Origin of the sequence: Novosphingobium aromaticivorans DSM 12444 (assembly GCF_000013325.1) — a bacterium.
Taxonomy (GTDB): domain Bacteria; phylum Pseudomonadota; class Alphaproteobacteria; order Sphingomonadales; family Sphingomonadaceae; genus Novosphingobium; species Novosphingobium aromaticivorans.
Genome location: NC_007794.1, coordinates 2,409,029 through 2,428,041, shown reverse-complemented (window position 1 = coordinate 2,428,041; position 19,013 = coordinate 2,409,029). Strand labels below are relative to the sequence as shown.

Below are 19,013 nucleotides of genomic sequence, written 5' to 3'. Positions count from 1 at the left end.
CCATTGATCGCAACCGTTGCTGAAATCCCTTCGACCAATGCCGCGCTTCTGGCGCGGCTTGGCGGGGGAGAACTGCTCAACGAAGGCGATTGGCTGGTTGCCGACCGGCAGACCGCCGGGCGCGGGCGCGCGGGGCGTTCGTGGTCCGATGGCTTCGGCAATTTCATGGGCTCCACCGTCGTGCAGTTGCGCGGCGCCGATCCGCTGCCGCAGACGCTGGCGCTGGTTACCGGTCTTGCCGCCCACCAGGCGGTCATGGCCCTGGCACCGCGCCTTTCCGACCTGCGGCTCAAATGGCCCAACGACCTTCTGGTGGGCGAGGCCAAGCTGGCGGGCATCCTGCTGGAACGCCATGCGAATGCGGTGGTCGTGGGGATCGGCGTCAACCTGGCACAGGCTCCCGACGTTCCCGACCGCAAGACGGCGTCGCTATCGGGCCTGGGGTACGCGATTGCGCGCGATGCCTTTGCCACGGAACTGGCTGACAGGTTTGCCGATGCACTGGCGCGCTGGCATCTGGGGGAATGGCCCTTGCTGCGCGAACAATGGCTGGCGCGCGCCCTGCCTACGGGGACGCTGGTGTCGGTCAAGGACCGCGATCAAGGCACGATTATCGGGGCCTTCGGGGGTATAGACGAGGATGGCGTTGCCCTTATGCGCTTGGCGGACGGGTCGGTCCGTGCCATCCACGCGGGCGATATAGAAATGGTGGGCTCCCATGCTTCTGGCGGTTGACGTCGGCAATACCAACATCGTTTTCGCGCTGTTCGAGGGGCGCGAAATCAAGTCGCGCTGGCGCGTTGCCACCGATCCGCGCCGCACGGCCGACGAGTACGCGGTCTGGCTGCTGCAACTGATGCAGCTCCAGGGCTTCGATCCGAAGGTGGTGAAGCAGATCCTGATTTCGACGGTCGTTCCGCGCGCCCTCCACAACCTCAGCGTGCTGGCGCAGAAGTACTTCGGGCTGGATCCGCTGATCGCCGGGCAGCCTCCGGTGGAGTGGGGCTTCGAGGCCGATGTCGACGAGCCCCGGTCGCTTGGCGCGGACCGTGCGGTCAATGCCATTGCCGCCCATGCGAAGTACCCCGGTGACCTGATCGTGGTCGATTTCGGCACGGCGACGACGTTCGACGTCGTCGACTTCAACGGTGCCTACAAGGGCGGGATCATTGCTCCGGGGATCAACCTGTCGCTCGACGCGCTGGTCAATGCCGCAGCCAAGCTGCCGCGCATCGCCATTGAGGCGCCGACGCGCACGAAAAGCGTGATCGGCCGCAATACCGAAGACCAGATGCACATCGGCGTCTTCTGGGGCTACGTTGCCATGATGGAAGGCCTCATCGCGCGGATGCGAGCCGAGATTGGCCGCCCCGCGAAGGTCGTCGCGACCGGTGGACTTGCGGTACTTTTCGGCGACCATACCGACATATTCGATCACGTGGACACCGACCTTACGCTCGATGGCCTTGCGATCCTCGCGGAGCGGGTGACTGTCCAGTGAAGTCTGCCAAGGAACTGCTTTTCCTCGCCTTGGGTGGTTCGGGCGAGATCGGGATGAACGTCAACCTCTATTGCTGCGACGGCAAGTGGCTGATGGTCGATCTCGGGATGACGTTTGCCGATCCCTATTATCCGGGTATCGACCTGGTGTTCGCGGACCTGGAGTTCATCGAGGAGCGGCTGGACGATCTTGTCGGCATCGTTCTTACCCACGCGCACGAAGACCATATCGGCGCGGTGCCCTATTTCGCGCAGGACCTTGGCGTGCCGCTCTATGCGACGCCGTTCACCGCGAAGCTGGTGCACGAGAAGCTGCTCGAGGCGGGGATCGAGAAGGAGGTCGAGCTTAACGTCATCGATCACCTCGATCCGTTCCAGCTCGGCCCGTTCGGCCTGCGCTACATTCCGCTGGCCCACTCGATCGCCGAAGGCAATGCGCTGCTGATCGATACGCCGCATGGCAGGATTTTCCACACCGGCGACTGGAAGCTGGACGACGAGCCACGCATCGGCACTCCGGCCACCGAAGAGGAACTGACCGCCATCGGCGATGAGGGCGTGCTCGCGCTGGTCTGCGATTCTACCAACGTGTTCAATCCAAACCCTTCCGGTTCCGAAGGTGCTGTGCGGGCGGGCCTGCTTGAAGCCGTGGCCGCGCAAAAGGGGCGCCGGGTGGTGGTCACCACGTTCGCGTCGAACGTGGCCCGCTTGCAGACGCTGGGCGAAGTGGCGGAAGCGACCGGGCGGCGTGTCTGCGTCGCAGGGCGCTCGCTCGACCGGATCATCCGCGTCGCGCAGTCGTGCGGCTATCTCAAGAATTTTCCCGAAACCGTGCACATGGACGATGCGATGGACCTGCCGCGAGGCGAGTTGCTCGTCCTGGCGACGGGAGGGCAGGGCGAACCGCGCGCGGCGCTGGCGCGCATTGCGGCGGACCAGCATCCGGTCAAGCTTGAGAAGGGCGACGCGGTGCTTTTCTCGACGCGCCAGATTCCGGGCAACGAGCTTGCCATCGGCCGCGTCCAGAACGCGCTGGTGGAAAAGGGCGTGCGGATCGTGACCGACCGGCAGTCGATGATCCATGTTTCCGGACATCCGGGACGGCCCGAACTGATGGCGCTCTACGAGTGGCTGCGGCCCGAAATCCTCGTGCCCGTCCATGGCGAGATCCGGCACATGGCCGAACAGGCGCAACTCGGTCTGGACGAAGGCATACCCAAGGCAATCGTCCAGAAGAACGGCGATCTCATCCGCCTTGCCCCCAATGGTCCGAAGAAGCTGTCCGAGGAACGCGCGGGACGCCTCGTGCTGGACGGCGACATCATCTCCCCCGCCGATGGCGAAGCGGTTGCCGCAAGGCGGAAGCTGGGAGCCAACGGGCTGATTACCGTTGCGCTGGCAGTACGGCTCGATGGCCATCTGGTCAGTGACGTCGACATTGCCACGATCGGCATCCCGCTCGACGAAGACATGGAAGCCTTCATGGCCGAAGCGAAGGTCGAGGCGGCAGAAACGGTGCGCAATCTGAAGGGCGACCGTCGCCGCGACAGGTTCGCCGTTGCCGAAGCCGTGCGCCTTGCGGTAAGGCGCACGGGCCAGCGCTGGTCCGGCAAGAAGCCGGTTGTCCAGGTCCTGCTGCGGGAAGGCTGACTCGCGTGAAGTGGACGTCGATCATTGCCATTTACGGGCTGTTCTGGGTCATGGCGGCGTTCATCGTCCTGCCCTTTGGCGTACGCACCCACGACGAACTGGGCCACGCGAAAGTGTCGGGGCAGGCAGACAGCGCGCCCGCCAATTTCAAGCCGCGAAAGATCGCCATCCGCGCCACCATCCTGGCGACGCTGATGTTCGCGTTTTTCTACGCCAACTATTTCAATGAATGGATCACGGTCGCCGACCTCGACCTGACGACCTACTTCGGCCACTAGTCGTCAGACCCGGGGGCAGACTGGTGGACAAGGCTGGATCACGGCGGATCGATCCGGCGCTCGTGTGGCTGATGCTGCTGGCGCTGGCGTTTCGCGTGCCCATCGCCATCGCGACCTTCTATCATCACGCAGACGAGGTGTGGCAGTACGTCGAGCCGGCCTATGGGCTGGTCACGGGCGACTGGATACGCACCTGGGACATACGCCTCGGCATTCGTAGCTGGCTGATCCCGCTCATCCTGTTGGGGCCGGTCTGGCTAGGCCACCTGATCGATCCGCTGGGCGAGCTGCACCTTGTGCTGCCACGGCTGTTCATGGTGCTCGCCTCGCTGGGGACGGTCTGGGCGGGGTGGTCGCTCGGGGCGCGGTTCAGCCGTCGCCACGCGATTGCTGCCGCGTTCGTGGCGGCGGTCTGGGTGGATTTCGCCTATTTCGCACCGCGCACGTCAAGCGACACGCTGTCGGTGCTGGCAATCCTTCCCGGCCTGGCACTGCTCGTCCGGTTTCGCGAACGAGGCGATGTGCGCCTCGCGCTCGCGGGTGGCTTTCTTCTGGGACTGGGTTTCATCACGCGGTTTCCGCTGGGGCCGGCCCTGGCTATCCCGTTCCTCTGGGCGGGGCGTCTGGAGGTCAGGCGGGCGTGGCTGCCCATGCTCGCAGGGGCATTGCTGGCGGTTGCCTGCGACGTGATCGCCAATGGCGCGATGGGACAGCTTCCACTGGTGTGGATCGTGCGCAACGTCTTCGCGAACGTCGTGGAACAGCGCAGCCACGCCTATGGCGTGGAAACGGCGGATTGGTACCTGCGGGTTTTCGTCTGGCAATGGCAATACATCGCCATTCTGCTCGTCCCGGCCATCGCCGCGGGCGCACGTCGATATCCGATGCTGCTGCTGACGGCCCTGACGGTGATCGCTGTTCATTCCGCGATCGGGCACAAGGAATACCGGTTCATCCTGCTTGGCGTCTCACTGCTTGTCCTGCTGGGCGCGATCGGGTCCGTGGATATTGCCGGGTGGATTGCCAGGCGAAGGGGCAGGGCCCTGGCCGTCGGTGGTTTCGCCTTCGTCCTGAGCCTGTGGCTGGGAGCGTCCGTTCTTGTCGCCGCGACAGAGCCGTTCAAGATCAACTGGGGCGTCGGTCAGGCACCCTTGCGCACCATGCGCACCGTACGCGCGCAGCCCGGTCTTTGCGGAATTGCCACCTATCGCATCCGCGACGTGCCTTTCCTATCGCGGGCCGTCCTGAATCGCGGTGTCGGGACACTGCTGATCGATGGTCCCTCGGCACCCGAGGTGGCAAGGCGAGCCGAGGCGCGGTTCAACGTGGCCGTCGCTCCTGCCGAACACATGGGGGAGCTCCCGCCGAGCTTCCGCTTCGTCGGCTGCATGTCGCCCACGAAACCCCTGTTCGAACAGCAGTATTGCGTCTTCGCGCGGCCGGGCCCCTGTACCGAGTCCGCCGGCGCGCTGGATTACAACGCAGTGCTCAAGCGGATCGACCGCTAGGCCGTAAACTCATAAAGAGCGCGCTTTATGAGTTTACGGCCTGGGCGATCAGACGCCTTCGAGCGCGTATCCGGCAGAGCGTACCGTCCGCACCGGATCGGCGGCACCCGGAACGGCAATGGCCTGGCGAAGGCGGCGGATGTGGACGTCCACCGTGCGCAGTTCGATGTCGCTGCCGCTACCCCACACCGCGTCGAGCAGTTGCCCGCGCGAGAAGACCCGGCCGGGGTGCTCCATGAAATGCTTGAGCAGGCGGAATTCGGTGGGGCCGACCTTCATCGGCTGTCCGCGCCGCGAAACGCGGTGCGCGGTGGGATCGAGCGACAGGTCGCCGACGGTAATCGTCTCGCCCGCCAGCGCCGGGCGCACCCGGCGCAGGACTGCGCCGACGCGGGCGATCAGCTCACGCGGGGAGAAGGGCTTGGTCACGTAATCGTCGGCGCCGATTTCGAGGCCGCGGATGCGGTCGTCCTCGTCGCTGCGCGCGGTGAGCATGATGATCGGGACGTGCGCGGTTTCCTTGTTCCGGCGCAGGCGGCGGCAGACCTCGATCCCGCTGGTTCCGCCGATCATCCAGTCCAGCAGGACCAGATCCGGTGTATCCTCGGCCGCAAGCAACAGCGCTTCATCGCCGTCGTCGGTGGTGCGAACGTCGTAACCTTCACCGCGGAACCGGTATTCCACCAGTTCGGCAAGCGCCGTGTCGTCTTCAACCAGCAGCAGCTTGGGAGCAGGCACGCAAACCTCCATGACAGTCAGTTTGCCAAGACACTACCGATGTTACGGTCGTGTGACGAACACCCGGGTGATCGTCCCTGATGGTCCGATTCCGACATTTGGCACCCTTTTGGGCAGGGCGCGGGCAAATGCCGGAATCAATCCACTAGGCGGGGGGAATCACTTCTTCGCGCTCTGGCAAGTTGGCGCCTGTTGCAGCGTAGTACACCATTTCCGCGATATTGGTTGCGTGATCGCCAATACGCTCGATGTTGCGCGCAACGAACAGCAACTGCGCCGCGCTGCTGATGGTCGCCGGGTCTTCGACCATGAACGAGATCAGGTTGCGGAAGATGGAATCGTAGAACGCGTCGACCTTTTCATCCCGCTGCACGATCTCGGTCGCGGCGGCCGGATCGCGCGCGGCGAACGCGGTCATCACGTCGTGGACCATTTCTGCGGCAAGGTCGTTCATCGCAGGGATCAGCGTCAGCGGTTCGAAGCGGCGACGCCCTTCGATGATGCCGACCCGCTTGGCGATGTTCTTGGCATAGTCGCCGATACGCTCGATCACGCCGGCGATCTTGAGCGCCGCCACCACTTCGCGAAGGTCGTCCGCCATGGGTGCGCGCAGGGCCAGAACGCGGATGGCAAGCTTGTCGACTTCGGCCTCGAGCTGATCGATCCGCTTGTCGCGAGCGATCACGCCGGCAGCAAGCTCGTGGTCGCCGCGTATCAGGGCGTCCATAGCCTCGGTCACCGAAAGCTCGGCAAGCCCGCCCATTTCCGCAACCAGGCCGCGCAGCCGGGTGATGTCCTCGTCGAATGCCTTGACGGTATGTTCGGCCATCATCTCTTTCCCTTAACCGTAGCGACCGGTGATGTAGTCCTTCGTCCGTTCCTCGCGCGGATTGGTGAAGATGTCGGAAGTCTTGCCGTATTCCACTATCTTGCCAAGATGGAAGAACGCGGTGCGCTGCGAAACGCGGGCGGCCTGCTGCATCGAGTGCGTGACGATGACGATGGCATAGCGGCCACGCAGTTCGTCGATCAGTTCCTCGATGCGCGCGGTGGCAATGGGGTCAAGCGCGGAGCAGGGCTCGTCCATGAGGATCACTTCGGGATCGACCGCGATGGCCCGGGCGATGCACAGGCGCTGTTGCTGGCCGCCGGAAAGCGCCGTGCCGCTGTCGCCCAGCCGGTCCTTGACCTCGTCCCACAGGCCCGCGCGCCGCAGCGACTGTTCGACGATCTCGTCCAGTTCCGCCTTGCTGCCGGTGATGCCGTGGATTTTCGGTCCGTAGGCGATGTTCTCGTAGATCGACTTCGGGAACGGGTTCGGCTTCTGGAACACCATGCCGACCCGCGCGCGAAGCTGCACGACGTCCATGCCAGACTTGTAGATGTCTTCGCCGTCGAGGAGGATTTCGCCTTCGACGCGGGCGTTGGCGATGGTGTCGTTCATGCGGTTCAAAGAGCGCAGGAACGTCGACTTGCCGCAGCCCGACGGGCCGATGAACGCGGTGACGTAGCGCTGCGGGATCTCGATCGACACATCGTCGATCGCGCGCTTGTCGCCATAGAAGACCGAGACGTTCTTCGCGCTCATCTTCGATGGTGCGTCGAAGTAGGGCTTGTCGTCCGCCTTCACGTCGACGGTCATTGGGGTCTGGATCGCTTCAGCGTTCATGTCACCACCGTTTTTCGAAGCGGTTGCGCAGATAGATCGCAAGACCGTTCATCAGGAGAAGGAAGACGAGCAGGACGACGATCGCCGCGCTCGTGCGCTCGACGAAGCCGCGGTCGATCTCGTCCGACCACAGGAAGATCTGCACCGGCAGAACGCTCGACGGCGCGGTGAAGCCGGAGGGAGGGCTGGCGACGAACGCGCGCATGCCGATCATCAGCAGCGGCGCCGTCTCGCCCAGCGCGCGGGCCATGCCGATGATGGTGCCGGTGAGGATACCGGGCAGCGCGAGGGGCAGGACGTGGTGGAACACCACCTGCACCTTGCTTGCGCCGATCGCGAGGGCCGCGTCCCGGATGGACGGCGGCACGGCCTTGATCGCATTGCGGCCGGAGATCACGATGACCGGCATCGTCATCAGCGCCAGCGTCATGCCGCCGATCAGCGGGGCTGAACGATAGTGCGGGAACAGCGCGAGGAACACGGCAAGGCCAAGCAGGCCGAAGATGATCGAGGGCACGGCCGCGAGGTTGTTGATCGAGATTTCGATCCACTCCGTCCAGCGGTTCTTCGGCGCATATTCCTCGAGGTAGAGCGCGGCAAGCACGCCCACGGGGAAGGCAAGGACCAGCGTGACGAACATCGTCAGCATCGATCCCTTGAGCGCCCCCCAGATGCCGACCGACTGCGGGCTGGTGGCGTCCGAACGGGAGAGGAAGCCCTTGTCGAAGGCGCGGAGCAACTTGCCTTCGCCCCGGAGCTTCGTGGCAACCTGCTGGAGGCTTGCGTCGCCTTCACCGCGCAGGGCGCTGGCCAGGTCATCGCTCGCGGGGAGCGATACGTCGAGCGTGCCGTTGAGCAGGCTGGGGTCTTCGATAAGTCGAGCGGCGACCTCGCGCCAGGCACCCTCGGCCAGCATGTCGCCGCCATCGGGTCCGAGGGCAGCCTTGGCAGCGCCGTCGACGACCTTGGGAAGCCCTGCCAGTTCCAGTCCACCGACGGGGTCGGGCTGCGTCAGGCGCTGGGCATCGATCTGCATGGCACCTGCCAACGGGATCGAAAACTTCACTTCCGTCCGCTGGAACCCGGCAAAGCCGGCGGAGCTCATGCTGACCAGCAGGAAGGCCAGCATTATTGCCGAGAACGCAACGGCGGCGAAGCCGAGCCAGCGGAAGCGGCGGTCGGCGGAACGGCGGCGCCCGAGGCCGCGCTCCATGAGCGCGCGGCGGCGTGCCTGCACATCGCCCGGTTCGGGAGCGGGAGCCGCCTGGGTCTGCGCTACGTCCGTCATTGCGGCCTCACTCATATGCTTCGCGATACCGCTTCACCACGCGCAGGGCGATGAAGTTCAGCGTAAGGGTGACAAGGAACAGGACCATGCCGAGCGCGAACGCCGAGAGCGTCGCGGGATGGTCGAAGCTGCCTTCGCCGGTCAGCATGGCGACGATCTGGAAGGTCACAGTGGTCATGCTCTCGAACGGATTGGCGGTGAGGTTGGCCGAGGCGCCGGCGGCCATGACCACGATCATGGTCTCGCCGATGGCGCGGCTGACGGCCAGCATCACGCCCGCGACGATGCCGGGGAGGGCTGCCGGGACAAGCACCTTGCGGATCGTCTCAGCGGTTGTTGCGCCCATTGCCAGGCTGCCGTCGCGCAGGGACTGGGGCACGGCGGCAATGGAATCGTCCGCCATCGAGGAGACGAAGGGAATGATCATGATGCCCATGACGAGCCCTGCGGCGACCGCGCTTTCGGTCGAGGCGCTGGAAATGCCGATGGCCTGTGCTGCGTCGCGCACCCACGGCGCGACAGTCAGCGCGGCGAAGTACCCATAAACCACCGTCGGTACGCCCGCGAGGATCTCGAGCAGAGGCTTCATCACCTTGCGTACGCCGGAACTGGCGTATTGCGTCAGGAAGATCGCGCTCATCAGGCCGAGCGGGATGGCTACGATCATCGCGATGATCGCGCCGATGTAGAGCGTGCCCCAGAACAGCGGGATCGCGCCGTAATCCTTGCCGTCCGGCGCGCCGGAACTCATCGGATCGGGCGACCAGTGCGTGCCGAACAGGAAGTCCAGCGGCGAGACCATGCCGAAGAAGCGGATGGTCTCGAACACGAGGCTGACGAAGATGCCGAGCGTCGTCAGGATCGCCACGAGCGAAGCGAGAAGGAGCAGCGTCATCACCGCCCGCTCCACCCTCGTGCGGGCGGTGAAATCGGGGCGCAGGCGCAGGAAGGCGAAGGCGCCGCCAGCGAAGGCGACGAGCATGGTCACCGCAAGGCCGATCGAATCGTAGAGCGTGATCGCGGTGCGGTAGGGCGCGACGAGGGCCTGCGCTTCTTCGTTGAACACGCCGAACGCGCGGCCTTCGGCGACGGCGCGGGCTTCGGCCAGCATTGTCTCGCGCTCGAACCCGAAGCCGGGGAGCAGCGAAGCGGCGGGATCTGCAAGGACATGACCGGTGATCAGCATCGGGCTGACCAGGTTCCACAGCGCCGCGAACAGAAGAGCCGGAACGCCGACCCAGAGGGCGACGTACCAGCCGTGGAAGTTCGGTAACGAATGGAGGCGGACCTCCGGCGCACTGCGCCGGAAGGCCCACGCGCGGGAACGCGCCGCCAGCCAGCCGAGAAGGCCCAGCCCGAAGGCGAGCAAAAGCAGGATGGCTGACGACATGATCCCGGTACTTCCCCCTTACTTCAACTGCGAACCGTCAAGGACCGACAGGTCGGTAACAGCCTTGGCGCTGGCCGCAAGCACATCGTCAGGTGCGACCACCATGCCGAGCTTCGCCAGCGAGCCGTCCTTGCCCCACAGCTTCGACCATTCGGTGACGAAGGCCTGGAGGCCCGGAATGGCCTTGAGGTGGGCCTTCTTGACGTAGATGTAGAGCGGACGCGCACCCGGATAGGTGAAGTCCGAGATCGTCGCATAGGTCGGCGCGATGCCCTTCATCGTCAGGCCCTTGATGCGGCTGCTGTTCTCTTCGAGATACGAGAAGCCGAAGATGCCGATCGCCTTGGGGTTCGCCTCGATCTTCTGGACGATCAGGTTGTCGTTCTCGCCCGCGTCGACATAGGCGCCGTCATCGCGCACTTCGCCGCAGATCTTGTCGTGCTTGTCCTTGTCGCTGTCCTTGAGCGCCTTCATCTCGGCGTTCTCGTCGCAGCCCTTCATCAGGATCAGCTCCTTGAGCGCGTCGCGCGTGCCCGAGGTCGAGGGCGGGCCGTAGACGAGGATCGGCTCTGCCGGCAGCGAGGGGTTCACGTCCTTCCAGGTCTTGAAGGCGTTGGGCTTGCCATAGGGGTTCTTGGCAAGCGCCTTGTAGACGTCTTCGGGGGTCAGCGCGATGCCGGGGCCCTTCTGCGCCTCGGCGAAGGCCACGCCGTCGAGGCCGACCTGGATCTCGACGATGTCCTTCACGCCGTTCTTCTGGCAGTCCTCGAATTCGGACTTCTTCATCCGGCGCGAGGCATTGGCGATATCGGGGTGCTGGGCGCCGACGCCGGCGCAGAACAGCTTCATGCCCGCACCGGTGCCGGTCGATTCGATGATCGGCGACTTCAGCGAGGCATCGGATTTGGCGAGCGATTCCGCGACCGCCTTGGCAAACGGATAGACCGTGGAGGAACCGACCGCGCGGACCTGGTCGCGGGTCGCGCCTTCCTGCGAGCCGCAACCGGCAAGGGCAAGAGCGGCAGTGGCAGTAGCGGCAAGCGCAATATTGCGAATCATCGACATGGTTTCAGCCTTCATCCCTGTGGGCAGGGGGCCAATGCGACGGTTGCATGACAGCTTTATGACAGCAGTCAGGCTGCAGCAACAGCGGGCAGGTTTGCAATCGGCAATCTGACGGTAACCGTCGTGCCGATTCCAAGCTGGCTGGCGATGTCCAGCTTGCCGCGATGCCGCTCCACGATGTGCTTCACGATGGCGAGCCCGAGGCCCGTCCCGCCCGCCGCGCGGCTGCGTCCCGGGTCGGTCCGATAGAAGCGCCGGGTGAGATAGGGCAGGTGGTCGGGGTGGATGCCTTCGCCCCTGTCGGTCACCGACAGCTCCGCTTCGTTGCCGTGAATCGCCACCTTGACCGCGACAGGGGCGGCAGTGTCTCCATACTTGAACGCGTTGTCGATCAGATTGCGCACGAGTTGGTCAAGCTGCTGCCGGTCGCCCGCCACGAGCGCGGGGCACGTCTCGACTTCGAGGCGCCCGTCGCCCACGGTCATCGCTGTTTCGCTGGCGATGCTGCCGACAAGCTGGCCGAGATCGATGCGATCGCGCGGCAACTCGTGCTTCTCGGCCTCGATCCGGGAAAGCGACATGAGATCTTCGACCAGGCTTTGCAGACGCCGTGCCTCGCGCAGCACCGTGGCATGGAAGCGCGCCGCGGTTGCTTCGTCGACTTTGGCGTCGGGATCGGCCAGCGTCTCGATATAGCCGATGATCGAGGCGAGCGGGGTGCGCAGTTCGTGGCTGGCGTTGGCCACGAAGTCGGTATGCGCGCGGCTGATATCGGCCTCTGCCGTGCGGTTGACGAACTCGATCAGCGAGAAGCGTTCGTCGATCGGCACGCGGCTTACCTGCCAGATGCTGCGCGCGCCCGTGAGACCCCGCACCAGCGCCCGGCCCTCGGGCTTGTCCAGGAGGCGGACCGCTTCGGGATGGCGCAGCGCCACGCGCGCGTCCTGGCCGACGATATGGCTGCCGAGTTCCTCCCGCGCGGCCGCGTTGGCGGCTGCGATGCGCTGTCCGTCCAGCATCAGGACCGGCAGGCCGAAGGGTTCGACCAGTTCGATCATTGCCTGGCGCGAGACGCTGCCGTCATCCCTGCTGCGGGTTTCCACCGTCGGCTCGGGTCGGGCGAGCCACAGTGTCGCCAGCCAGACGAGCAGGATCGCGAGCGAGAGCCAGAAGCCGGCGCCGCCGAAGTACATGACCACGGCCGCGCACAGGGCGACGAACATGCTGGGGAGAGGCAGCGACAAACCCTTCATCGAATCACGCCGTGTGGATTGCCTGCGCTCGCGAATCGCCGTCCGGATGGTCGGCTTGCTGCGCACGCAGATAGGCCAGGCGAAACCACGGGCGCAAGCGCCGCCATTCGTCGTCAAGAAACGGAACGTTGCGCACGATCCGGACATCCGGCTGGCGTTGAGTGCAAGGCATCGATCCGGGCGCTTTGTGCACAACTCTGGCGGGGAAGGCGAGAGTGGTGACCCCTACGGGAATCGAACCCGTGTTTCAGCCGTGAGAGGGCCGCGTCCTGACCGCTAGACGAAGGGGCCACTTGGTAAGAGGCTATGCTCTAAACTGCCATTCCATCCCGATTTCGGGAAGGAGAAAATGGTGACCCCTACGGGAATCGAACCCGTGTTTCAGCCGTGAAAGGGCCGCGTCCTGACCGCTAGACGAAGGGGCCACTGGGCTTGCGCCGCTGGGCAGGTCCGCGCCTCTAAGGGGAGGATGGCGGGGCGTCAAGCGGCGAAATGATAAAAAAGTTCAGTCGGCGAATGCGGCATCCTCGACATGGAGTTCGGCCGCCGGGCGGCTGGCCCAGTCATCGATCCGCGCGCGACCCGCCAGCCAGAACTGTCGGCCGCGCGATGCGTTGAGCAGAACCTGTCCAAGTTCGCTCTGCGCCGCGCGAAAGGCGATGGCCTTGAACGACCGGCCGTCGGCACCTGCGGCGACCATCCTCACGTGGTCGGTGCCGACGAGGTCGCACTTGACCAGCCGCACCGGGCCCACTGCCACGCGCGGCCCGGGCCAGCCCACGCCGAACGGGCCTGCCGCCTCGAGCGTCTCGACCAGATCCGGCGTCAGCCCGCCCGGACTTAGCGAAAGGTCCAGCAGCAGCGCCTGCGACGATTGCGCCGCCGTCACGTCGCGTGAAAGCCTTTCGTCCAGCCAATCCGCAAGTCGCGACAGCGCTGAAGGCTCGATGGTCAATCCGCAGGCCATGGCGTGTCCGCCGCCCGCCACCAGCAATCCGGCCTCGCGCGCGGCGATGATCGCCGCGCCAAGGTCCACCCCCGAGATCGAGCGGCCCGACCCCTTGCCATGCCCGGCCTCGTCCGCGTCGAGCGCGATCACGAGGGTCGGCTTGCCGGTCTTCTCCTTGATCCGTCCGGCCACGATGCCGATCACGCCCGGATGCCAGCCGCTGCCCGCCAGGACCATCACGGCCCGGTTGTGCTGCGCGTCGACCTGCGCCTCGGCGGCCTCCTGCACGGCCTGCTCGATGGCGCGGCGCTCGTCGTTGAGCCGCGATAGCTGGGCCGAGATCGCCCGCGCTTCCTCCGGGTCCTCGGTCGTCAGCAGGCGTACGCCCAGCGTCGCCTCGCCAACGCGCCCGCCCGCATTGATCCGCGGCCCGAGCGCGAAGCCGAGATCGCTGCACGTGGGCGCGCGGCTCAGCCGGCTGGCGTCGATCAGCGCGGAAAGGCCGACGTTCTCGCGCCGCGCCATGATCTTGAGCCCCTGCGAGACGAGCGCGCGGTTGAGACCCTTGAGCTGCGCGACGTCGGCCACCGTGCCCAGCGCCACGAGGTCCAGCAGTGCCATCAGGTCCGGTGCCTTGCGCCCGTCGAAAAAGCCGCGTCCGCGCAGTTCGCGCACGGTCGCCACCGCCAGCAGGAAGGCGACGCCCACGGCTGCCAGATGCCCGTGGGCGGCAGCTTCGTCGCATTCGTCAAGGCGGTTGGGATTGACCAGCGCCGCCGCGCGGGGAAGCTCGGGGGCGCACTTGTGGTGGTCGACGACGATTACGTCCACGCCTTCGGCTGCCGCCGCCGCAAGCGCTTCGTGCGCCATCGCGCCGCAGTCGACCGTGACGATGAGATTCGACCCCTCGCGCGCCAGGCGGACCAGGGCTTCGCCCGAGGGCCCATAGCCTTCCAGCAGGCGGTCGGGGATATAGTGCCCCGCATCGACGCCAAGTTCGCGCAGCAGCCGGATCAGCAGCGCCGCGCTGGTCGCCCCATCGACGTCGTAGTCGCCGTAGATCGTGATGCGCTCGCCCGACAGGATCGCATCGGTCAGCCGGCGTGCGGCGTTGTCCATGTCCTGGAAGATCGACGGGTCCGGCAGGAAGTCGCGCAACGTCGGGCGGCGATGGCGGTCGAGGTCCTCGCGGCCCACTCCGCGCGACAGCAGGAGCTGCGTCACGATGTCGTCGGAAAGCCCGCCACCCTGGATGCCACCCGCGCCGCCGAGGTCCATGTTGCCCCCGCGCCAGCGCCAGGCTTGTCCTGAAAGGGATCGGGTTATGGCAGTGACCGGTATCATTCTTTTGCGCTATACGATGCGCGCTCCGGCGAAAAGACCGGGGGCTGAAAGAGCATGGCCAGAAATTGCCGGCGAGTGCATTTGCGCACGATCGGCGGCACGATCCAGGCCCATATGGTCGCATCGATTCAACAACCGGCAACCGGACCGGTGTCCTGCAAGGAGGACGGAGCAATGCGCAACAAGACCAAGGGTTTGGTATTCACAAGTACGGTGCTGGCGGCGGTCGGCGCTGCGGGCACGTGGGCACAGCAGGCAAGCGCGCCCATCGCCCGTTACGAAATGCGCGCCGAAACCATGTCCGGCCTTGGCGGAATGGGTGGCGGCGGGGGCGGTGTCGGCGCCGCGATGTCGATGGCGTTCGGCGGCGCGCCCAAGGCGCAGCACATGCTGTGGCTCGACCTTGGCTCCAGCCGTGCGGCCGCCGATGGCAAGCCGCGCGCGGAGCATTTCATGCCCGCTGGCGCAAAGCTTGGAAAATCGGTCCTTCTCAAGACTCCGGTTACCAAGCCCTCGGAACCAGGGGCGGCCGAGTTCCAGCGTCCCAAGGGGCGGATGCTGATCTTCTGGGGCTGCGGCGAACACGCGCCCAAGGGCCAGCCGGTCGTCATCGATTTCAGCAAGCTTGCCGCCGGGCAGGTGCCTCCGGGCCTCTTTACTTCCGCCGTGCCGATGGACCGTTGGGTCTCGCCGTCATCGAGCCGCACTTACGGGTATTGGCCAGGCGAGGATGGCAAGTCGGCAAAGCCCGATTCCTCGCTGCTTGGTGCGCACAAGGTGGCAGGCAACTATTCGCCCGACATCGCCTTCACGCTGGCGAAGGACTTCATGGCGCCGCTCAACGCCTCGAACACGGTCCAGGGCACGGGGGCCACGCTTCTGCGCTGGGGCGCGGTGGGTGATGCCACCGGGTATTATGCAATGATCATCGGCGGCAAGGCGGGCAAGGGGCAGGAAATGACGGACATCGTCTGGTGGTCGTCCAGCGCCACGCGCCAGTTTGGCGGCGGCTTGTCGGATTGGCTTTCTCCGGCAACCGTCGCGCGTCTCGTGGCCGACAAGACGGTCATGTCGCCTCAGACAACGACCTGCACTGTCCCGGCGGAGGTCAAGGCCGCTGCTCCCGACTACATGTACGGAACGCTCCACGCCTATGGTCCCGAGGAATCCTTCGCCTATCCCCCACGTCCCGCCGACCCCAAGGTGAAGTGGGTGCCGGAATGGACCGCGCGCATCCGCCATCGTTCCACCACCGGCTTCCTCGTCGGCATGGAGGGCTTCGGCGGTGCGGGCGCCGGCGCGGCGCAGCAGTCCGACCAGGAAAAGCCAGCGTGCAAGCCCAAGAAGAAGGGGCTGGGCGGATTGCTCGGGGGTGCCGTGGGCGGTGCACTGGGCGTGCCCGGGGCTGGCGGCAACGGCTGCTGATCGCGCATGGCGGGCGGGCTCCTCATCGTCTGGCACAGCCGCACTGGCGCTGCCGGGGCGATGGCCCGCGCCGCTTTCGAAGGCGGGGTTCGGGAAGGGCCCTGCCGGATTGTCAGCGCGGCAGAGGCGACCGATGCGAACATGTTGTCCGCGTCCGGTTACCTGTTCTGCTGCCCGGAAAACCTCGGTTCGATGACCGGTGCGATGAAGGAGTTCTTCGACCGTCTCTACTATCCGCTTCTCGGCCGGATCGAAGGCCGCGCATTTGCGACGCTGATCGCGGCCGGTTCGGATGGAACCGGCGCGGAACGCCAGATCGAAAGGATCGCCACCGGCTGGCGGCTGCGCCGGGTGGCTGATCCGCTGATCGTCTGCACCCATGCGCAGACGCCCGAAGCCATCCTCGCGCCCAAGACGCTGGATGCGGGGACATTGCAGACCTGTTGCGATTTGGGACAGGCGATCTCCGGAGGTCTGGCGCTAGGGGTTTTCTAAGCTTTCTCGCGCTATGATCGGTTACGGAGCATTCGTGATCTGGGCACGGACTCGACGGCAGTGCCGCGGTCGTGCAAATTCTCGGCGGAACGAAAGGGATGAACGTGGACGCTAGTGATCAGTCGACCGACTGCGCGCCACTTGCTGCCCTTTTCTACGCGCCGGATGGGGTCCCTTCGCTGGCGTCCATCCGGTCGGCGCTTTCGCCCGCCTTGCGCTTCTCGATCAGCAATGCGCCCGACGAATCGGAAGGCTGGGTCGAACTCCTGCGCGAAGGCCTGACGTTCGACCTGCGCGGCCTTGCTGGCGGGCCGCCGTGCGCCTTTCCGAATATCGGCGGCAGTCTTGGCATCGGCGAAGCTGAAGTGCGGGCGCTGACGCCGCTTCTGCTTGCGCCCGGACCCCATCTGGCGGGCGCCGGGCGGCTTCTTCCGGTGATTCGCGGCGCGGTCGGACTCCTCGTGGACCTCGCGCGAATCAGCGGCGCTGCGGCAATTTCGTGGCTTCCCTCGCGTTCTGCGCTTGCGCCTGCCCTTTTCGAGAGGGCAGTGCAGCCCTGGCTGGACGGCGGACCCTTTCCCGCTCTGGCGCTCACCGCGCTCCATCGCGAGGATGGCGGCGGGGTCCGTAGTGAGGGGCTCAAGTTCCTGATGGGGCAAGAGTTTCTTCTCGAACCTAAACCTAGTTCCACAGGCGATCACACCCTGCGGGTTGCGGTGCGGCTGGTTGATTGGCTTGTCGCCCACGGGCCGGTCACTGCGCCGGTCGAGGCAATTCTTGCCGGAACGGGAGCAGTCCTTCTTGAGGCGCCCGAATGGGATCGTATCGTTGCGAGGTGCTGCTGAACCGGAAAGACGTTGGGGAAAACCGCAGGATGCTGCCGTTCGGCAGCGTCAACGTCCCCGGTCAGCCTGGCTACTCGCCCGATCTGCAGCGCCATCATATCCTGCCTCGACAGGTCCTCGGTTCAAGGGCTCTGGGCGGGCTGGTCGCGAGACTGGGCGTGGATCGGCTGGGTTTCCACGACTTCCGTCGCAACGGCCTGCTACTCCCCGCGTGCGAACAAGCTGCCCTGCGCATCGGCCTGCCGCTCCACCGCGGCCCGCATCGCAGCTACAACGAACTCGTCCTCGAACGCGCCGGCCAGATCGAGGCGCACTGGGCGCAGCAGCGGGCGGCCGGTTCTACCGATGCGGACTTCGTGGCGCTGATGCGGTTTGACCTGCTGCAGCGCGCGCTGCGGCGGCGGCTGCTTGATCCGCGGTCGTGGACGGGAAAGCCGTTGAACGCGCGCGATCCGGCGCTGGATTTCAGCCATCTCGATGAAATGGCGGACCTTTTATGGTCCGCCACCGGCTGGAACGCGAAAGTCGCTTAACGACACCTAAAAGCACCTAACGGCACCTAGACGTACCTGGTCTCCTTCAGGAAGGGTGCGGAGTTTGCCGAAAGCGCCTCTGCGGCCTGGCGATACTGCCGCTCGAGCCGGTCCACCCGCGTCGCCACCGGTTCGATCGCGGACACGGCGCCGATGCCTTGTCCCGACCCCCAGATGTCCTTCCACGCCTTCGCATCGGTATTGCCGCCCGAGCCGAAGTTCATCTTGCTCGGGTCGCTTTCCGGCAGGTTTTCGGGATCGAGCCCGGCGTTGACGATCGAGGAGCGCAGGTAGTTGCCGTGGACCCCGGTGAAGAGGTTGGAATAGACGATGTCGTCGGCGCGGCTGTCGACGATGGCCTGCTTGTAGGCCGCGTTGGCGTTCGCCTCCTCGGTGGCGATCCAGGCTGAGCCGATGTAGGCGAAGTCGGCGCCAAGTGCCTGTGCCGCAAGGATGGATTGCCCGTGCGCGATAGCGCCGGAGAGGGCGACGAGGCCGTCGAACCACTCGCGGATTTCCTGCATCAGGGCGAAGGGCGATTGCGCGCCGGCGTGCCCGCCGGCCCCTGCCGCGACCGGGATCAGGCCGTCCGCGCCCTTTTCGATCGCCTTGCGCGCGAAGCGGTCGTTGATGACGTCATGCAGCACGATGCCGCCCCAGCCGTGCGCGGCATTGTAGACGTCCTCGCGCGCGCCGAGCGAGGTGATGAGCATGGGAACCTGCCACTTGGCGCACAGCGCCATGTCCTCGTCGAGGCGGTTGTTGGTCTTGTGGACGATCTGGTTCACCGCGAAAGGCGCAGCGGGCCGGTCGGGATTTGCGCGGTTGTGGGCGGCCAGTTCCTCGGTGATCTGGTGCAGCCATTCATCGAGCTGGCTGATCGGGCGGGCGTTGAGCGAAGGGAAGGAGCCGACGATGCCGGCCTTGCACTGCGCGATGACCAGTTCCGGGCAGGAAATGATGAACAGCGGCGATGCGATGACGGGCAGGCGCAGGTTTGCGAATAGCGGGGGCAGGGGCATTCGGCTCGGGTCCTTGAAGGTGTGTTTAATCGAATGGTTAAAATGGCTAGATCATGCCGGG

General features: G+C 65.6%; 19 protein-coding genes and 2 tRNA genes. 9 read left to right on the top strand and 12 right to left on the bottom strand.

Annotated features, from left to right (window positions below):
• The first annotated feature begins 3 nt into the window (after nt 1-3).
• The 5 genes from SARO_RS11510 to SARO_RS11490 are packed head-to-tail and all read left to right on the top strand — an operon-like array spanning nt 4 to nt 4,936.
• Entirely contained in the window at nt 4-735 is a 732-nt protein-coding gene (locus tag SARO_RS11510; RefSeq protein ID WP_011445929.1) for a biotin--[acetyl-CoA-carboxylase] ligase, read from the top strand.
• Entirely contained in the window at nt 719-1,501 is a 783-nt protein-coding gene (locus SARO_RS11505) for a type III pantothenate kinase (RefSeq protein ID WP_011445928.1), read from the top strand. The genes SARO_RS11510 and SARO_RS11505 overlap by 17 nt, the downstream gene beginning before the upstream one ends.
• Entirely contained in the window at nt 1,498-3,150 is a 1,653-nt protein-coding gene (locus SARO_RS11500; RefSeq protein WP_011445927.1) for a ribonuclease J, read from the top strand. The genes SARO_RS11505 and SARO_RS11500 overlap by 4 nt, the downstream gene beginning before the upstream one ends.
• Before the next feature lie 5 nt (nt 3,151-3,155).
• Nucleotides 3,156-3,428, top strand: a complete 273-nt coding sequence (locus SARO_RS11495) for a DUF1467 family protein (RefSeq protein ID WP_011445926.1) — start codon at nt 3,156-3,158, stop codon at nt 3,426-3,428.
• 23 nt (nt 3,429-3,451) lie between these two features.
• Nucleotides 3,452-4,936, top strand: coding sequence for a glycosyltransferase family 39 protein (locus SARO_RS11490; RefSeq protein ID WP_011445925.1), 1,485 nt, complete (start codon nt 3,452-3,454; stop codon nt 4,934-4,936).
• Between the two features lie 48 nt (nt 4,937-4,984).
• Here the strand turns inward: SARO_RS11490 and phoB are convergent, their stop codons facing one another.
• The 11 genes from phoB to recJ all read right to left on the bottom strand — a co-directional run bounded on the left by phoB (nt 4,985) and on the right by recJ (nt 14,566).
• Entirely contained in the window at nt 4,985-5,674 is a 690-nt protein-coding gene (gene phoB, locus SARO_RS11485; protein WP_011445924.1) for a phosphate regulon transcriptional regulator PhoB, read from the bottom strand.
• A 145-nt stretch (nt 5,675-5,819) separates the two neighbouring features.
• Entirely contained in the window at nt 5,820-6,506 is a 687-nt protein-coding gene (gene phoU / locus SARO_RS11480) for a phosphate signaling complex protein PhoU (RefSeq protein ID WP_011445923.1), read from the bottom strand.
• A 9-nt stretch (nt 6,507-6,515) separates the two neighbouring features.
• A complete protein-coding gene (pstB, locus tag SARO_RS11475; protein ID WP_049759521.1) occupies nt 6,516-7,316 on the bottom strand; it encodes a phosphate ABC transporter ATP-binding protein PstB in 801 nt (266 codons plus the stop codon).
• Nucleotides 7,317-7,344: 28 nt separating this feature from the next.
• Complete coding sequence (gene pstA, locus SARO_RS11470; RefSeq protein ID WP_083760871.1) at nt 7,345-8,646, bottom strand: phosphate ABC transporter permease PstA; 1,302 nt, start codon at nt 8,644-8,646, stop codon at nt 7,345-7,347.
• The gene (gene pstC, locus SARO_RS11465; RefSeq protein ID WP_011445920.1) at nt 8,639-10,021 is read right to left on the bottom strand and encodes a phosphate ABC transporter permease subunit PstC; all 1,383 of its coding nucleotides are present in this window, start codon (nt 10,019-10,021) and stop codon (nt 8,639-8,641) included. Before pstC ends, pstA begins: the two co-directional genes overlap by 8 nt.
• Before the next feature lie 18 nt (nt 10,022-10,039).
• A complete protein-coding gene (locus tag SARO_RS11460; RefSeq protein ID WP_011445919.1) occupies nt 10,040-11,101 on the bottom strand; it encodes a substrate-binding domain-containing protein in 1,062 nt (353 codons plus the stop codon).
• A gap of 53 nt (nt 11,102-11,154) precedes the next feature.
• Nucleotides 11,155-12,309: a sensor histidine kinase gene (locus SARO_RS11455; protein WP_049759519.1), complete on the bottom strand. Its 1,155-nt coding sequence runs from the start codon at nt 12,307-12,309 to the stop codon at nt 11,155-11,157.
• A gap of 34 nt (nt 12,310-12,343) precedes the next feature.
• Entirely contained in the window at nt 12,344-12,475 is a 132-nt protein-coding gene (locus SARO_RS21595; RefSeq protein WP_256325466.1) for a hypothetical protein, read from the bottom strand.
• Nucleotides 12,476-12,555: 80 nt separating this feature from the next.
• Nucleotides 12,556-12,630, bottom strand: a tRNA-Glu gene (locus SARO_RS11450).
• A 59-nt stretch (nt 12,631-12,689) separates the two neighbouring features.
• Nucleotides 12,690-12,764 (bottom strand) — tRNA-Glu (locus SARO_RS11445).
• Between the two features lie 80 nt (nt 12,765-12,844).
• The gene (gene recJ / locus SARO_RS11440) at nt 12,845-14,566 is read right to left on the bottom strand and encodes a single-stranded-DNA-specific exonuclease RecJ (protein ID WP_011445917.1); all 1,722 of its coding nucleotides are present in this window, start codon (nt 14,564-14,566) and stop codon (nt 12,845-12,847) included.
• A gap of 240 nt (nt 14,567-14,806) precedes the next feature.
• On the opposite strand from recJ, the gene SARO_RS11435 reads away from it, so the two are divergent.
• The 4 genes from SARO_RS11435 (at nt 14,807) to SARO_RS11420 (ending at nt 17,930) form a co-directional block, all read left to right on the top strand.
• Entirely contained in the window at nt 14,807-16,057 is a 1,251-nt protein-coding gene (locus tag SARO_RS11435) for a hypothetical protein (protein WP_234007354.1), read from the top strand.
• A gap of 6 nt (nt 16,058-16,063) precedes the next feature.
• Entirely contained in the window at nt 16,064-16,552 is a 489-nt protein-coding gene (locus tag SARO_RS11430) for a flavodoxin family protein (RefSeq protein WP_011445915.1), read from the top strand.
• A 98-nt stretch (nt 16,553-16,650) separates the two neighbouring features.
• Nucleotides 16,651-17,397, top strand: a complete 747-nt coding sequence (locus tag SARO_RS11425; protein WP_049759375.1) for a hypothetical protein — start codon at nt 16,651-16,653, stop codon at nt 17,395-17,397.
• 29 nt (nt 17,398-17,426) lie between these two features.
• Nucleotides 17,427-17,930 carry an AHH domain-containing protein gene (locus SARO_RS11420; protein ID WP_011445913.1) on the top strand — a complete coding sequence of 168 codons (504 nt, stop codon included), beginning with the start codon at nt 17,427-17,429 and terminating at the stop codon, nt 17,928-17,930.
• 26 nt (nt 17,931-17,956) lie between these two features.
• Here SARO_RS11420 and SARO_RS11415 read toward each other — a convergent pair whose 3' ends face one another.
• Nucleotides 17,957-18,952 carry an NAD(P)H-dependent flavin oxidoreductase gene (locus SARO_RS11415; RefSeq protein ID WP_011445912.1) on the bottom strand — a complete coding sequence of 332 codons (996 nt, stop codon included), beginning with the start codon at nt 18,950-18,952 and terminating at the stop codon, nt 17,957-17,959.
• Nucleotides 18,953-19,013 lie beyond the last annotated feature (61 nt).

Coding starts and splice junctions, on each gene's coding strand:
- SARO_RS11435 (WP_234007354.1), top strand. CDS start 14,807: ATGCGCAACAAGACCAAGGGTTTGGTATTCACAAGTACGGTGCTGGCG.
- SARO_RS11460 (WP_011445919.1), bottom strand. CDS start 11,101: ATGAAGGCTGAAACCATGTCGATGATTCGCAATATTGCGCTTGCCGCT.
- SARO_RS11505 (WP_011445928.1), top strand. CDS start 719: ATGCTTCTGGCGGTTGACGTCGGCAATACCAACATCGTTTTCGCGCTG.
- phoU (WP_011445923.1), bottom strand. CDS start 6,506: ATGATGGCCGAACATACCGTCAAGGCATTCGACGAGGACATCACCCGG.
- SARO_RS11425 (WP_049759375.1), top strand. CDS start 16,651: ATGAACGTGGACGCTAGTGATCAGTCGACCGACTGCGCGCCACTTGCT.
- pstB (WP_049759521.1), bottom strand. CDS start 7,316: ATGACCGTCGACGTGAAGGCGGACGACAAGCCCTACTTCGACGCACCA.
- SARO_RS11430 (WP_011445915.1), top strand. CDS start 16,064: ATGGCGGGCGGGCTCCTCATCGTCTGGCACAGCCGCACTGGCGCTGCC.
- SARO_RS11415 (WP_011445912.1), bottom strand. CDS start 18,952: ATGCCCCTGCCCCCGCTATTCGCAAACCTGCGCCTGCCCGTCATCGCA.
- pstC (WP_011445920.1), bottom strand. CDS start 10,021: ATGTCGTCAGCCATCCTGCTTTTGCTCGCCTTCGGGCTGGGCCTTCTC.
- recJ (WP_011445917.1), bottom strand. CDS start 14,566: ATGGACCTCGGCGGCGCGGGTGGCATCCAGGGTGGCGGGCTTTCCGAC.
- SARO_RS11420 (WP_011445913.1), top strand. CDS start 17,427: ATGCTGCCGTTCGGCAGCGTCAACGTCCCCGGTCAGCCTGGCTACTCG.
- SARO_RS11455 (WP_049759519.1), bottom strand. CDS start 12,309: ATGTTCGTCGCCCTGTGCGCGGCCGTGGTCATGTACTTCGGCGGCGCC.
- pstA (WP_083760871.1), bottom strand. CDS start 8,646: ATGAGTGAGGCCGCAATGACGGACGTAGCGCAGACCCAGGCGGCTCCC.